This window comes from Novosphingobium sp. B1, assembly GCF_900176395.1.
Classification (GTDB): domain Bacteria; phylum Pseudomonadota; class Alphaproteobacteria; order Sphingomonadales; family Sphingomonadaceae; genus Novosphingobium.
The window spans coordinates 59,158-72,009 of sequence record NZ_FWXL01000006.1; the positions used below are offsets into that span (position 1 = coordinate 59,158).

A 12,852-nucleotide genomic window follows, 5' to 3' on the forward strand; every position below is an offset into this window, starting at 1 on the left:
CGCGAGTCCAGGGCCGGAGTCTTCCTCCGGACATCTCCGGCCCCTCTCGCGGCTCAGAACGGATAGGATGTAACCCATGGCAATGTCTGTAGGCGGGGCTGGCGGAGAAGAACGCCCGATGTCGGACATCAACACCACGCCGCTCGTCGACGTGATGCTGGTGCTTCTCATCATCTTCCTCATCGCGGTACCCGTCGCGATCCAGACTGTCGAAAAGCTCAAGGTGCCCGTCCTTCCCAGCGAGGAATCGCAGGACAAGGTCGAAAACCTGATGCTCTCGGTGGTCACCACCGACGATGCCGGCCGCAGCCCGAAGGAACCCGGTTACACCGGTTCCTCGCGCACTGGCCAGTGCCGCGTCTATTTCAACAATACGACCCCGGTCGACAACCAGGAGCTGTACCAGCAGGCTTTCAATCGCCTCGATGCGATCGTGAAGCGTGAGGGCGGCGCCGCCAACATGGATCCGGAAAAGATCCCCGAAGTGCACATCCGCGGCGACGTGAACGTCCCCTGGAAGTGCATTGCCGGCGCGATCTACAACGTCCAGTCGGCTGGCTATCCGAAGGTCGGCTTCATCTCGACCCCGGTCGATCCGAACGGCTAAGCCGCTTCCGACCGCGCCAGAGAGCGAACAGGAGTACCTACGATGGCAATGAGCGCCGGCAAAGATGATGGCCAGCCGATGATGGAAATGAACACGACGCCGTTGATCGACGTCATGCTCGTTCTCCTCATCATGTTCATCATCACCATCCCCGTGGCTACCCACGCGGTAAACATCGACCTCCCGCAGCCGACGAACATCCCGAACAACGTCACGATCGATCCGATCAAGAACAAGCTGGTGCTGACTGCCACCAACCAGATCCTCTGGAATGGCACTTCGGTAAACGAAGGCCAGCTTGTCTCGATCATCGCGTCGACCAAGGGCATCGATCCCGAGCCGGAACTGCAGTTCCAGCCCGAGGAGTTCGCCAGCTACGAAATCGCGAACCGTCTGATGAAGATCATCACGGACGCGAAGGTCACCAAGTTTGGCTTCGTCGGCAACGAGAACTTCGCCACCTTCCAGAAGGCTGGCCAGTAAGTCTCTCGCCACAAGGCAACGGACACGAAGAGGGAGCGGAGCGATCCGCTCCCTTTTTCGTTATGTTCAGCTACGTCGCAGGGCGCTGGTGATGGCGGCGACAACCGCCGCTTCGCGCGCTTGCCATGATCCGTGGATGCGCTGCCAGTCCACTCCTGTCTCGGTGAGGATATGCTGGGCGATCGCCGCAAATCGCGCCCGCTCCTCATCTCGTCCAAAGAAGCGGGTGCCATCGGCGATCCAGGGGACATCGGCCTCGAACAGTAGATAAAGGTCAGCCTTCGGAAACGCCAGCAGTGTGTCTGGCACTGCGCCAAAGAGCATTCGCGCCCACGCTGCGGTCATCAAGGGATCGGTATCGAGTAGCAAGACCTCAGGGCGTTCTGCCGCCATTGCTCTGGTCGCAGCGGCGTGACCTTCGGCTATGGCGATCAGGTCGTCCATTGTCAGGTCGGTGCCGTGGGTCTCACAGTATTCGCGGCCGTACTCGGGAACGCACGGCCAGCCAAAACGCTCGAACAGATGGGCCGCCATGACCGACTTGCCGGTGCTCTCGGCGCCATGGAAACATACAGTCAGCATCAGCGAGCCGCCTGCATCCACTGGCGCAGGCCGATCAGCGACATCACCAGAAATGCGGCATAGAGCAATGCCAGCAGTGGCAGCCCGCGTGTCAGGTACAGACCGATCGCGGCGACATCTATCAGCACCCAAAGCACCCAGTTCTCGATCCGGCGCAGCGAAAGGAGGATCTGTGCGGCGATGCTGGCTCCGGTCACCGCCGAGTCCGCAAACGGAAGGGCGGCGTTGGTAAAGCGATGAAGCAGCCAGCCCAGCGACAGGCTGAGCGCCACGGTGACGGCGCCCCAGGAGATTCGGGCGCGAGCACTCATCCAGTTGACCGGGACGCCCTGTTCGTTCTCACGCGCCTGCGCCCATAGCCACCATCCCCAAAGATTGGTGGCGAAGAAGAACGCCTGCAGACCCGTTTCAGCATAGAGCCGGGCGTCCCAAAGCACGATGCCGGTGCAGGTGACGGACGCCAGGGCGAACGGGAAGTTCCACACCGAGCGCCGCACCAGCAGGGCGATGTTGGCAAGACCAAGCAGGCTCGCGGCAAGTTCGACAGGATTCACGCGGGTCTTGCCGAAATCAGCCGAGCGCTGCCGCCCACTCGGCTTCCTTGAAGCCGACCAGCAATCCGCCGGGATGTTCGACGATGGGGCGCTTGATCACCGATGTGTTGTCGCACAGCACTCCTGCAGCCGCATCGCCGCCAAGCGCCGTCTTCTGCGCTTCATCCAGCTTGCGATAGGTCGTCCCGGCCTTGTTCACAATTCTCTCGCGTCCTGCAGTCGCGATCCAGTCGTCAATCCGCGCCGGATCCGCGCCCTGCTTCTTGTAGTCGTGAAAGGTATAGTCCAGCCCCTTGGCATCGAGCCAGTTCCGCGCCTTTTTGACAGTGTCGCAATTGGGAATGCCGTAGAGTGTAATGCTCATCATGCCTGCCTGTCGAAGTGGTGCACGCGCGTGGGCGTGCCTGCGAAAAGGGTGTAGCTTTCGTAGTATTCGGCGCGGCCCTTGCCCTGCATCTCGGCATGGTGGGCTACGCGGCGCCAAGCCAGCGCCGCGGCCTCGTCTTCCCATTCCGAAAGGGCGATCACCTCGCCATCATCGGCGGTATAGCTCTTGAAGCTGAGATAGCCGGGTTGCCGCGCCGCCAAGTGCTCCATCGCCTCGGCATCGCGAGAATAGGCTGCACTATCGACGTCGGCGCGCTTGCGATTGCGGAAGACGACCAGAAACATGAAGACTGCGATAGCGCGATGGCCAGCGCGCCGAAAGGTGGACTTTTCTGCGCATCCCCGGCAAAGGCGTCGCCCATGAGCCTCAACAGCTTCGGTCACCTCTTCCGTTTCACCACCTGGGGCGAAAGCCACGGGCCCGCGATTGGCGCGGTGGTTGACGGTTGCCCTCCGGGCCTTGCCATCAGCGAGGCGCAGATCCAGCCCTTCCTCGACGCGCGCCGCCCCGGCCAGTCGCGCTTTACCACGCAAAGGCAGGAGCCCGATCAGGTCCGCATCCTGTCGGGCGTATTCGAAGGCCACGATGGAATCAGGCGGACGACCGGTACGCCGATCAGCCTGATGATCGAGAACGTCGACCAGCGCTCGAAGGACTATGGCGACGTGGCCAAGGCCTATCGCCCCGGCCATGCAGATTATGCCTATGACGCCAAGTACGGGTTTCGCGACTATCGCGGCGGCGGGCGTTCCTCGGCGCGCGAAACCGCGTCGCGCGTGGCGGCGGGCGCGGTAGCGCGTCTGGTCATCCCCGAGGTGAAGATTCTCGCCTGGGTCAGCGAAATCGGTGGCGACCGGATCGACATGGATCACTTCGATCCCGACGAGATCGGCCGCAATCCGTTCTTCTGCCCGGATTCCTGGGCGGCGGCGCGCTGGGAAAAGCTGGTCGATGATGCGCGCAAATCCGGCTCGTCGCTTGGCGCGGTTGTCGAATGCGTGGCGACAGGCGTTCCCGCGGGCTGGGGCGCGCCGCTCTATGCCAAGCTCGATGCCGAACTTGCCCACGCTATGATGGGGATCAACGCGGTCAAGGGCGTGGAGATCGGCGATGGTTTCGAAGCGGCGCGCAACACCGGTGAAGGCAATGCCGATCCGATGCGGCCGGGGACTGATGCGCCCGAATTTCTGGCCAACCACGCCGGCGGCATCGCTGGCGGCATTTCCACCGGCCAGCCGGTGACGGTGCGCGTCGCCTTCAAGCCGACCTCGTCCATCCTCACGCCGATGCCGACAATCACCCGTGAGGGCGAGGCCACTGAACTGCTGACCAAGGGCCGCCATGACCCTTGCGTCGGAATTCGTGGCGTACCGGTCGTCGAGGCGATGATGGCGCTGGTCCTGGCAGACCAGAAGCTTCTGCATCGCGGCCAGATTGGCTGATAGCAGGGCGTTAAAGCGCGGGGGGCGGTTGAGCCGGAGCTGAAACGCCGTTAGTCTCCCCTGCAACAAAATTGCGGGAGCATGTTTCTTGGCCAAGCGCCTGACCCTCTACATCGTGATCGGCATGGTGCTCGGCATTCTTGTCGGGTACGTTCTCAACACCAGCTATGCTTCAGGGGATGCGACGCTGGCGCAGATTGCCGATACGCTGAAGCTGCTGCCCGACATCTTCCTGCACCTGATCAAGATGATCATCGCGCCGCTGATCCTGGCGACGCTCGTTACCGGCATTGCCGGCATGGGCGACAGCGCGGCGCTGGGTCGCATCGGGGGCCGTGCGCTCGCGTGGTTCATCACCGCCAGCCTCCTCTCGATCGGCCTGGGCCTGCTTCTGGTCAACCTGTTCAAACCTGGCGTCGGCCTGGCCTTCACCTCGACCGGACCTGTGGGTGACCTTGCCACGGCAGACTTCACGCTGCGTCACTTCGTGCTCGAGATATTCCCCACCAGCGCATTGGATGCGATGGCCAAGAACAACGTGCTGCAGATCCTCGTATTCTCGATCTTTGCCGGCGTTGCGCTCTCTGCCATTGGCGAGACCGGCGCGCCGATCGTGCGCGGGTGCGAGGCCTTGGCGCACCTGATGCTGCAGATCACCGACTACGTGATGCGCATGGCGCCGCTCGCGGTGTTCGGGGCTCTGGCTTCGGTGATCGCCACCAAGGGCCTCGGCATCGTCGTGACCTATGGCGTGTTCGTGTCCGAGTTCTATTTCGGCCTGCTGCTGCTCTGGATCATCCTGCTCGGCCTTGGCGGTATCTTCCTCAAGGGCCGGGTTATCACGCTGGCGCGCTACATCCGCGAGCCACTGCTGCTGGCGTTCTCGACCGCGAGTTCGGAAAGCGCGCTGCCCAAGCTGTTCGAGCAACTCGACCGCTTTGGGGTGCCACGCCGCATCTCGGGCTTCGTCCTGCCGCTGGGCTACAGCTTCAACCTAGATGGTTCGATGATGTACACCAGTTTTGCGACGATGTTCATCGCACAGGCCTACAACATCGAGCTATCTGTGGGGCAGCAGATCGCCATGCTGCTGACGCTGATGGTAACGTCGAAGGGCATTGCCGGGGTGCCGCGTGCCAGCCTCGTGGTGATTGCGGCGACGCTGACGCAGTTCGGCCTGCCGCTTGAAGGTATCGCGCTGCTGCTCGGCGTCGACACCTTCCTCGACATGGGACGCACTGCCACCAACGTCGTCGGCAATGCGGTGGCAACTTCGGTCATCACCAAATGGGAAGGCATGCTGCAGCCGCCCATGGACCCTGATGCCGAGCCGCCCCATGCACCAGCGCATACCGCAGCCGACGGACGCGCAGGCCTGAACCTCGATCCTGCCAACTACGAGCAGTAGGCCTTACTTCTCCAGTTCGACCGGGGTGAATTCGCCCAACCCGCAGGCGCCCCGGTTGATCGGGCCGGGGCCTCCGGTGTTGGCGATGACTGTGATGATATCAACGTTGCACAACTGGCTCAGCGACGTGCCATAGGCAAACGCCCGTTCGAAGCCGAGGCTGAAGCAGCGGTTGGGCAGGGTGTTGCGATACCACTGGTTGCCGTTGGTGCGGAAATCGATGGTCCAGTCATCGCGCACCTGGCTTTCGCGGATGGTCTGGAGCGCAATGCAGTTGACCGGCTTGCCCACGATCCTGGCCTTGGGAATGTCGGCGCGATGGCCGTCATTGCCTTGCTTGGCGTCGGCGGTGCAGCCGGCCACGGCGACTGCCAGCCCTGCGATCAGAAACGGAGTCATGCGCTTCATGCCTTGCTCTCCTTCCTTGCCTTGCGACCTGGCTGAGGCTTTGCCTTCTTCGCTTCCGGCGGCTTGGCCCCTTTCTCCAGAACCTTGCCCTTGAAGCTGCAAAGATCAACCACCCCACAGTGCCAGCACTCCGGCGTCCGCGCCTTGCACACGTAGCGTCCGTGCAGGATCAGCCAGTGGTGGGCGCCGACGCGGAACGGCTGGGGGACCTTTTTCTCCAACCCCTTCTCAACGGCGAGCGGCGTCTTTCCCTTCGCAAGGCCGGTGCGGTTGCCGACGCGGAAGATATGCGTGTCGACCGCAAAGGTTTCCGCACCGAACGCGCAGTTCATGACGACGTTGGCCGTCTTGCGGCCGACGCCGGGGAGTGCGGTGAGGAGATCACGGTCTGCCGGTACCTCGCCGCCGTGTTCACGCACGAGGATTTCGGCCATCGCCATCACGTTCCTGGCCTTGGAATTGAACAGGCCGATGGTCTTGATGTGCTGCTTCAGGCCCTCTTCGCCAAGGTCGAGCATGTCGTGCGGCGTCTTGACCATGGCGAACAGCTTGCGCGTTGCCTTGTTGACGCCGACGTCGGTCGACTGTGCCGAAAGCGTCACTGCCACCAGCAACTGGTAGACGTTACCGTATTCCAGCTCGGTCTCGGGCGAGGGATTGGCCTCGGCGAGGCGGCGGAAGAATTCGAAGATGTCCGCCGTCTTCATGGCAGCGCCCCAATCGTTACAAGCCCAGCACTTCAGGCATGGTGTATCGGCCCGGAGCCTTGCCGATCAGCCACTCTGCCGCCCGGATTGCGCCCTTGGCGAAGATGCCGCGGTTTTCGGCAAGGTGCGAGAAGGTCAGGCGTTCGTTGTCAGCAAGGAAGTGCACAGAATGGTCTCCCGCCACCGATCCGCCGCGCAGGGCCGCAAAGCCGATGGTGCCGGCCTTGCGCGCACCGGTGATGCCATCTCGGCCGCGCACGGCTTCGTCGGCCAGATGCACGCCGCGCCCCTTGGCCGCCGCTTCGCCCAGCAGCAGGGCCGTGCCCGAAGGCGCATCGACCTTCATGCGATGGTGGGTCTCGACGATCTCTATGTCCCAGTCCTCGCCAAGGCGCGAAGCAGCTTCCTGCACGAGATGGCTGAGCAAGGTGATGCCCAGTGAGGTGTTTCCGGTCTGCAAGACGGGTATGCTGACGGCGGCGGAATCGACCAGCCAGTGGTGGCGTTCCTCAAGGCCGGTGGTGCCGATCACGATGGGCACACCCGCATGGATCGCCGCATCGAGATTGAATTCGAGCGCGCCGGGCGCCGAGAAATCGACCAGCACATCGCTTGCCTGCGCAAGAGCAAGAGGATCGCCGCCCTTGTCGATGCCACCGGCGAATTCATGGCCTGCTGCCGTGATTGCTGCCTGCAGCGCATTGCCCATTCGTCCAGCGCTGCCGATGATTCCGATTCTGGTCATTGCCTATCCTTCACGTCGCGTGCTTCATGGTCGCGATGAGCACCCCGCGCAATATCGTCATTCTTACCGGAGCCGGAATTTCCGCCGAAAGCGGCATCGACACTTTTCGCGGCGGTGGGGGGCTGTGGGAGCAGCATCGCGTCGAGGACGTGGCCACGCCCGAAGCCTTCGCCCGTGATCCCGATCTCGTCCTGCGCTTCTACGACATGCGTCGCGAGGCGATCCAGACGAAGGCGCCGAACGACGCGCACCATGCTCTCGCCCGCTTGGACCGGGAATGGCCGAAGAAGGCAGGCGGCGAAGTTCTGATCGTCACGCAGAACGTCGACGACTTGCACGAGCGCGGCGGCGCATTGAACGTCCTGCACATGCATGGCGAACATCTCAACGCATGGTGCACGCATTGTGATCGTCGGCACCGTTGGACCGGGCCGCTCGTCGACCGTCCGGGTTGCCCGACTTGCGGCATGGCCGCGTTGCGCCCGGACATCGTATGGTTCGGCGAGGTGCCTTACCGGATGGACGAGATCTATCGCGCCGTTTCAGAAGCCGACCTGTTCGTGTCGATCGGCACATCCGGCGCTGTCTATCCAGCTGCGGGGCTTGTCCGGACGGCGCGGGACCTTGGCGTGCAGACGCTGGAGCTCAATCTTGAACGCAGCAAGGGTTCGGCATGGTTCCACGAAACGCGCCTTGGCCCGGCAAGCGAGATCGTCCCCGCATGGGTCGAGGAGCTGCTGTCAATTTAAAGTGTTGCTGGCGTGCAAAGGGTGATGTCCCACCTGTAAATGCCGAGCGAATCATGTTACCTACATCAATGTGAGCAGCGTGAGCCCCCATCTCGTCCCCATCGCCGTCAAACCCGATGACATCGACTTCATGGGGCACGTCAACAATGCCTCCTACCTGACCTGGGTGCAGGACGCGGTGATCGACCATTGGCGCGCGCTTGCACCGGCGGAGGCTGTGGCTGCGCACCTGTGGGTCGCGCTCAAGCACGAGATCACCTACCGCCGCCCGACCTTCCTCGACGATCCCGTGATTGCCCACGTGATTCTGGAAAAGGTGCAGGGCGCGCGCGCATTCTACGAGACCATCATCAAGCGCGGCGAGGAAGTTCTGGCCGAGGTCAAGTCCAGCTGGTGCTGCCTCGATGCCGAAACGCTCCGCCCGGCACGTCTGGCGCGCGAACTGGTCGAGAAGTTCCTGCCCTCCGAGAAGTGATGATCAGCGCAGCTTGGCGATGGAGAGCCCATCGTTCTTGGCGCGCTGCTTCACCGATTCCTCACTGCGGGTAAGGGCCTTGGCAATGGCTTTGAGGGCCATGCCCTTCTTGGCCAGCGTGTGCAGCTTCTGGATCTCGTCCGCGGTCCATGCCTGCTTGTGGCGTTCGAAGCGTTCGGCAGCCATTAGTCAGTCCTTCCGGTTCACGGTGGCGATGTAGTTCAGAGCGAGGTCATCGGACAGGTGCAGTCCGCGCGAAACGCTCCAGGCAATGCCCATCGGGTTGCCCATCCTGAGGCCTGCGGAATCGAGCAGGTCGTGGAGTTCGACCGGCGTGATGAAATCGTCCCAGTGGTGCGTGCCCCTGGGAACCATGCCGATCGCTTCGGCCCCTTCCACCAGCAGCAGGCGCGACCGTGCGGTGCGGTTGGGGGTGGAGAGGATCATCAGGCCGCCGGGGGCAAGCGCCGTTTCCAGCGCGGCGATGAACGCGGCCTTGTCTGCCACATGTTCGATCACTTCCATCGAGGTAACCAGATCGTATCCCGCCAAGCCAAGCTGGCCAACGTCACCGCAGCGGTAATCGATGGCAAGGTCCGATCCTTGCGCGTGCAGGCTTGCCGCGGCGATGTTTTCCTCAGCGGCGTCCACGCCCGTGACGCTTGCGCCGAGCCGGGCCAGCGGCTCGCACAGCAGGCCCGCACCGCACCCGACATCGAGCGCCTTGCGCCCCGACAGCGGTCTCGCGGCGCGCGAATCGCCGCCGAAATGCGCGTCGATGGAATCGCGGATGAAGGCCAGCCGGACCGGGTTGAGCTTGTGCAGCATGGCCGAGGAGCCCTTGGGGTTCCACCAGTCTGCGGCCAGCTTGCCGAAGTGGGCGGCTTCCGATTCCCTGATGGTGACGGGACTAATGGTGCTGGCAGAGGTTGCATTGCTCATAAGCCGTCCCTAAAGCGCCCGCGCTGCAAGGTCTACCGGCCTTGCGGGCAAGATTCTTACGCGCAAGACTTCAGGAGCATGCCCTTGGCCCGCATCGTGATGAAATTCGGCGGCACGTCGATGGCCGGAACCGAGCGCATCCGCCGCGTGGCGCGCATCGTGCAGCGCCAGCAGGCTGCGGGGCACGAGGTTGCGGTGGTCGTCTCGGCCATGGCGGGAGAGACTGACCGCCTCGTCAACTTCTGCCGTGAGGCAAACCCGCTGTACGATCCGGCCGAATACGACGTGGTCGTGGCGAGCGGCGAGCAGGTGACGTCCGGCCTTCTGGCGATGCACCTGCAGGCACTGGGCTGCAAGGCGCGCTCGTGGCTCGGCTGGCAGTTGCCGATCCACACCGACGATGCCCATTCCAAGGCACGCATCGAAGGCATCGATTCGGAAGCCGTGCTGGCCTCGATGGCCTCGGGCGAGATTGCCGTCATCCCCGGTTTCCAAGGCGTGTCCGACAAGGGCCGCGTCACCACGCTGGGGCGTGGGGGATCGGATACCTCGGCGGTAGCCGTGGCGGCGGCGGTCAAGGCCGATCGCTGCGACATCTACACCGACGTCGACGGGGTCTACACGACCGACCCGCGCATCGTCGCCAAGGCGCGCAAGCTGAAGAACGTGACGTACGAGGAAATGCTCGAACTGGCCTCGGTCGGATCGAAGGTGCTGCAGACCCGTTCGGTCAGCCTTGCCATGAAGGAGGGTGTGCGCGTGCAGGTGCTGTCCTCGTTCATCGATGACGATGCGCCCGCTGCCGACACGATTCCGGGAACGATGATTGTCTCTGACGAAGAGCTTGAAGGATTGGATATGGAACGCCAGCTGATCACCGGCATCGCTGCCGATAAGAACGAAGCCAAGATCACCCTGACGCGCATTTCCGACCGTCCGGGCGCGGTAGCCGCGATCTTCGGTCCGCTGGCCGCTGCCAACATCAACGTCGACATGATCATCCAGAACATCGCCAAGGACAAGGGCGAGACCGACGTGACCTTCACGGTTCCGCTGGCCGACCTCGCCCGCGCCCAAGCGCTGCTGGAAGAGCGCAAGGACACGATCGGCTACTACCGCATGCTGGCCAACAGCAAGGTGGCGAAGATCAGCGTCGTCGGTGTCGGCATGCGCAGCCATGCAGGCGTAGCCGCCACGATGTTCCGCGCTCTCGCTGATCGCGGCATCAACATCCAGGCGATCACCACCAGCGAGATCAAGGTCTCGGTGCTGATCGACGAGGACGAGACCGAACTCGCCGTCCGCGTACTGCACACCGCCTACGAGATGGACGCGGAATAAACCTTCCGGGGCGGGCTTCGGCCCGCCCTATCGGATCAGCAGGCCCCAGCCGGACAGCAGTTGCTCGGCCTGCTCGCGCGAGATGACCGCGCCGCGGAAGACGCGTGCGTCTTCCAGTTTCAGCCCGCCGAGATCCGCGCCGCGCAGGTCTGCCCCGGCAAACTGCGCGCCATCCAGATTGGCCTCGCGCAACGAGCTCCCTTCCAGCACCGCGCCACGAAAGTCGGCCTTGGAGAGATCGGCCTGCGCCATGTCGAGCCGCAGGAGCTTTTCCTTGCGGAACGACAGGCCCGGCAGGCGTGCGCCGACCAGCAGCACTTCCTCGAAGGTGAAGCCCATCCCCTTGGCCATGTGCAGGTCAGCGCCGGTCATGCGCGTGGAGACGAACTTGGCCGAGCCGATGTTTGCGCGGCGCAGAGAGGCGTTGTTGAGATCGCAGCCCTGAACATGCGCTTCCTCAAGGTCAGCGCCGGTCAGGTTGGCGAAGGGTGCCTTGGTCGAGCGCCAGACGGTGCGCGCCAGCCTCGTTCCGGAAAGGTCGGTGTGGCGCATCGAGCAGCGCTCGAAGGTCCAGCCGGAAAGGTCGAGCTTCGAAAGGTCCGCCTCGTCGAGGTCGCAACCCTCGAGATGGAACGGGGCCTTGGACATGAGCCCGGTGATGTCGGCGCGACCGATTGTCTGGCCCGTGAGGATTTCAGTCATGCAGCGCTCTTAGGGCAAAGCGGCGGCAGCACCAAAAGGAAACCCCGCCCTTTGGCCCGATCCGGAGCCAAAGGGCGGGGTGCGACCCGGGCCAGTCTGGAGATTGAGAAGACGGCTCTCGGGCTCGGTGGGCGAGGGGGAGCCCACTTGATGCAGCCTTTCTACAGGCAGAGGCATGATCGGTAAAACGGGTTAAAGTGCCCAGAGTTATCGCTTTTGCCACTGACAGGCAAAAGTCCGGCCTTGTTGCCGCCCCAAACCCGCCGTAAAGCGCGCGCCGGACTTTCGGACGGGATTCTCCACGCATGACTGCAACACCCAAGACAACTGCCATGATGCGCCGTGGCGCCGATTTTCTCGGCACCGAGCACGCGATCCTGTGCGGGGCGATGAGCTGGGTCTCGGAGCGCAATCTCGTCTCGGCGATCAGCAACGCCGGCGGCTTCGGGGTGATTGCCTGCGGCGCGATGACGCCCGAACTGCTGGACAAGGAAATTTCAGCCACCAAGGCGCTGACGGACAAGCCCTTCGGCGTGAACCTGATCACCATGCACCCCGCGCTGTGCGACCTGATTGCGGTTTGCGCCAAGCACAAGGTCGGCCATGTCGTGCTCGCCGGCGGCATTCCGCCCAAGGGCAGCGTTGAGGCGATCAAGGAATTCGGCGCCAAGGTGCTGGTTTTCGCGCCGACCCTCGCGCTCGCCAAGAAGCTGCTGCGTTCGGGCGCTGATGCACTGGTGATCGAAGGTTCCGAAGCGGGCGGTCACATCGGCCCGGTCTCCACCTCGGTGCTCGCGCAGGAATTCCTGCCTGCGCTGGCTGACGAGCACGTGGTTTTCGTGGCCGGGGGCATCGGGCGGGGCGAGATGATCGCCAGCTACCTCGAGATGGGTGCAAGCGGCGTCCAACTCGGCACGCGCTTTGCCTGTGCGACCGAATCGATTGCGCATCCCGCATTCAAGGCAGCGTTCTTCCGTGGCAATGCGCGCGATGCTGTCGCTTCGGTACAGGTCGATCCGCGCCTGCCGGTAATTCCGGTCCGGGCGCTCAAGAACAAGGGCACCGAGGAATTCACCGCCAAGCAGGTCGAAGTCGCCAAGCTGCTCGACGAGGGCAAGCTCGACATGGCCGCCGCGCAGCTTGAGATCGAGCACTTCTGGGCAGGCGCGCTGCGCCGTGCGGTGATCGACGGCGATGTCGAACGCGGTTCGATCATGGCAGGCCAGTCGGTAGGCATGGTGAACAAGGAAGAGCCGGTGGCCGAGATCATCGCCCAACTCATGGCCGAGAGCGAGGAAGCGCTCTCGCGGCGCTGATCG

Annotated in this window: 18 protein-coding genes; 8 read left to right on the forward strand and 10 right to left on the reverse strand. The window is 63.4% G+C overall.

Annotated features, from left to right (window positions below):
• Positions 1–76: 76 nt before the first annotated feature.
• Positions 77–607: an ExbD/TolR family protein gene (locus tag B9A23_RS12020; protein ID WP_176217973.1), complete on the forward strand. Its 531-nt coding sequence runs from the start codon at positions 77–79 to the stop codon at positions 605–607.
• Positions 608–649: 42 nt separating this feature from the next.
• Complete coding sequence (locus B9A23_RS12025; RefSeq protein ID WP_084279321.1) at positions 650–1,090, forward strand: ExbD/TolR family protein; 441 nt, start codon at positions 650–652, stop codon at positions 1,088–1,090.
• Between the two features lie 66 nt (positions 1,091–1,156).
• Here B9A23_RS12025 and B9A23_RS12030 read toward each other — a convergent pair whose 3' ends face one another.
• From B9A23_RS12030 to B9A23_RS12045, 4 genes are read right to left on the reverse strand one after another with little or no spacing between them, the layout of a single operon-like run.
• Positions 1,157–1,672, reverse strand: coding sequence for an AAA family ATPase (locus B9A23_RS12030; RefSeq protein ID WP_084279548.1), 516 nt, complete (start codon positions 1,670–1,672; stop codon positions 1,157–1,159).
• The gene (pnuC, locus tag B9A23_RS12035; protein WP_084279322.1) at positions 1,672–2,226 is read right to left on the reverse strand and encodes a nicotinamide riboside transporter PnuC; all 555 of its coding nucleotides are present in this window, start codon (positions 2,224–2,226) and stop codon (positions 1,672–1,674) included. Before pnuC ends, B9A23_RS12030 begins: the two co-directional genes overlap by 1 nt.
• Before the next feature lie 16 nt (positions 2,227–2,242).
• A complete protein-coding gene (locus B9A23_RS12040) occupies positions 2,243–2,590 on the reverse strand; it encodes an arsenate reductase (protein WP_084279323.1) in 348 nt (115 codons plus the stop codon).
• A complete protein-coding gene (locus tag B9A23_RS12045) occupies positions 2,590–2,898 on the reverse strand; it encodes an antibiotic biosynthesis monooxygenase family protein (protein WP_084279324.1) in 309 nt (102 codons plus the stop codon). Before B9A23_RS12045 ends, B9A23_RS12040 begins: the two co-directional genes overlap by 1 nt.
• 75 nt (positions 2,899–2,973) lie before the next feature.
• On the opposite strand from B9A23_RS12045, the gene aroC reads away from it, so the two are divergent.
• Together aroC and B9A23_RS12055 are read left to right on the forward strand one after the other, a co-directional pair.
• On the forward strand, positions 2,974–4,056 hold the full coding sequence (gene aroC / locus B9A23_RS12050) for a chorismate synthase (RefSeq protein ID WP_084279325.1): 1,083 nt from the start codon (positions 2,974–2,976) through the stop codon (positions 4,054–4,056).
• A gap of 88 nt (positions 4,057–4,144) precedes the next feature.
• Positions 4,145–5,464, forward strand: a complete 1,320-nt coding sequence (locus B9A23_RS12055) for a dicarboxylate/amino acid:cation symporter (RefSeq protein ID WP_084279326.1) — start codon at positions 4,145–4,147, stop codon at positions 5,462–5,464.
• Between the two features lie 3 nt (positions 5,465–5,467).
• On the opposite strand, the gene B9A23_RS12060 is transcribed toward B9A23_RS12055, so the two are convergent.
• The 3 genes from B9A23_RS12060 to dapB are packed head-to-tail and all read right to left on the reverse strand — an operon-like array spanning position 5,468 to position 7,324.
• The gene (locus tag B9A23_RS12060; protein ID WP_084279327.1) at positions 5,468–5,872 is read right to left on the reverse strand and encodes a hypothetical protein; all 405 of its coding nucleotides are present in this window, start codon (positions 5,870–5,872) and stop codon (positions 5,468–5,470) included.
• Positions 5,869–6,579, reverse strand: a complete 711-nt coding sequence (gene nth / locus B9A23_RS12065) for an endonuclease III (RefSeq protein ID WP_084279328.1) — start codon at positions 6,577–6,579, stop codon at positions 5,869–5,871. Before nth ends, B9A23_RS12060 begins: the two co-directional genes overlap by 4 nt.
• A gap of 16 nt (positions 6,580–6,595) precedes the next feature.
• Positions 6,596–7,324 (reverse strand): 4-hydroxy-tetrahydrodipicolinate reductase, encoded by a 729-nt coding sequence (dapB, locus tag B9A23_RS12070; RefSeq protein ID WP_084279329.1) that lies wholly within the window; start codon positions 7,322–7,324, stop codon positions 6,596–6,598.
• A 35-nt stretch (positions 7,325–7,359) separates the two neighbouring features.
• Between dapB and B9A23_RS12075 the strand changes: the two genes are divergently transcribed.
• Together B9A23_RS12075 and B9A23_RS12080 are read left to right on the forward strand one after the other, a co-directional pair.
• The gene (locus tag B9A23_RS12075) at positions 7,360–8,073 is read left to right on the forward strand and encodes an NAD-dependent deacylase (RefSeq protein WP_084279549.1); all 714 of its coding nucleotides are present in this window, start codon (positions 7,360–7,362) and stop codon (positions 8,071–8,073) included.
• 70 nt (positions 8,074–8,143) lie between these two features.
• Entirely contained in the window at positions 8,144–8,548 is a 405-nt protein-coding gene (locus tag B9A23_RS12080) for an acyl-CoA thioesterase (RefSeq protein ID WP_176217974.1), read from the forward strand.
• A 3-nt stretch (positions 8,549–8,551) separates the two neighbouring features.
• Here B9A23_RS12080 and B9A23_RS12085 read toward each other — a convergent pair whose 3' ends face one another.
• Positions 8,552–8,734: a hypothetical protein gene (locus B9A23_RS12085; RefSeq protein WP_084279330.1), complete on the reverse strand. Its 183-nt coding sequence runs from the start codon at positions 8,732–8,734 to the stop codon at positions 8,552–8,554.
• Positions 8,735–8,737: 3 nt separating this feature from the next.
• Positions 8,738–9,490: a bifunctional 2-polyprenyl-6-hydroxyphenol methylase/3-demethylubiquinol 3-O-methyltransferase UbiG gene (ubiG, locus tag B9A23_RS12090; RefSeq protein ID WP_084279331.1), complete on the reverse strand. Its 753-nt coding sequence runs from the start codon at positions 9,488–9,490 to the stop codon at positions 8,738–8,740.
• A 99-nt stretch (positions 9,491–9,589) separates the two neighbouring features.
• On the opposite strand from ubiG, the gene B9A23_RS12095 reads away from it, so the two are divergent.
• The gene (locus B9A23_RS12095; RefSeq protein ID WP_176217984.1) at positions 9,590–10,831 is read left to right on the forward strand and encodes an aspartate kinase; all 1,242 of its coding nucleotides are present in this window, start codon (positions 9,590–9,592) and stop codon (positions 10,829–10,831) included.
• Positions 10,832–10,858: 27 nt separating this feature from the next.
• Here the strand turns inward: B9A23_RS12095 and B9A23_RS12100 are convergent, their stop codons facing one another.
• Positions 10,859–11,533: a pentapeptide repeat-containing protein gene (locus B9A23_RS12100; RefSeq protein ID WP_084279332.1), complete on the reverse strand. Its 675-nt coding sequence runs from the start codon at positions 11,531–11,533 to the stop codon at positions 10,859–10,861.
• Between the two features lie 305 nt (positions 11,534–11,838).
• On the opposite strand from B9A23_RS12100, the gene B9A23_RS12105 reads away from it, so the two are divergent.
• Positions 11,839–12,849, forward strand: coding sequence for an NAD(P)H-dependent flavin oxidoreductase (locus B9A23_RS12105; RefSeq protein WP_084279333.1), 1,011 nt, complete (start codon positions 11,839–11,841; stop codon positions 12,847–12,849).
• Positions 12,850–12,852: the final 3 nt, after the last annotated feature.

Coding starts and splice junctions, on each gene's coding strand:
- B9A23_RS12045 (WP_084279324.1), bottom strand. CDS start 2,898: ATGTTTCTGGTCGTCTTCCGCAATCGCAAGCGCGCCGACGTCGATAGT.
- B9A23_RS12025 (WP_084279321.1), top strand. CDS start 650: ATGGCAATGAGCGCCGGCAAAGATGATGGCCAGCCGATGATGGAAATG.
- B9A23_RS12075 (WP_084279549.1), top strand. CDS start 7,360: ATGAGCACCCCGCGCAATATCGTCATTCTTACCGGAGCCGGAATTTCC.
- ubiG (WP_084279331.1), bottom strand. CDS start 9,490: ATGAGCAATGCAACCTCTGCCAGCACCATTAGTCCCGTCACCATCAGG.
- B9A23_RS12105 (WP_084279333.1), top strand. CDS start 11,839: ATGACTGCAACACCCAAGACAACTGCCATGATGCGCCGTGGCGCCGAT.
- B9A23_RS12030 (WP_084279548.1), bottom strand. CDS start 1,672: ATGCTGACTGTATGTTTCCATGGCGCCGAGAGCACCGGCAAGTCGGTC.
- aroC (WP_084279325.1), top strand. CDS start 2,974: ATGAGCCTCAACAGCTTCGGTCACCTCTTCCGTTTCACCACCTGGGGC.
- dapB (WP_084279329.1), bottom strand. CDS start 7,324: ATGACCAGAATCGGAATCATCGGCAGCGCTGGACGAATGGGCAATGCG.
- B9A23_RS12095 (WP_176217984.1), top strand. CDS start 9,590: ATGAAATTCGGCGGCACGTCGATGGCCGGAACCGAGCGCATCCGCCGC.
- B9A23_RS12040 (WP_084279323.1), bottom strand. CDS start 2,590: ATGAGCATTACACTCTACGGCATTCCCAATTGCGACACTGTCAAAAAG.
- B9A23_RS12085 (WP_084279330.1), bottom strand. CDS start 8,734: ATGGCTGCCGAACGCTTCGAACGCCACAAGCAGGCATGGACCGCGGAC.
- nth (WP_084279328.1), bottom strand. CDS start 6,579: ATGAAGACGGCGGACATCTTCGAATTCTTCCGCCGCCTCGCCGAGGCC.
- B9A23_RS12060 (WP_084279327.1), bottom strand. CDS start 5,872: ATGAAGCGCATGACTCCGTTTCTGATCGCAGGGCTGGCAGTCGCCGTG.
- B9A23_RS12100 (WP_084279332.1), bottom strand. CDS start 11,533: ATGACTGAAATCCTCACGGGCCAGACAATCGGTCGCGCCGACATCACC.
- B9A23_RS12020 (WP_176217973.1), top strand. CDS start 77: ATGGCAATGTCTGTAGGCGGGGCTGGCGGAGAAGAACGCCCGATGTCG.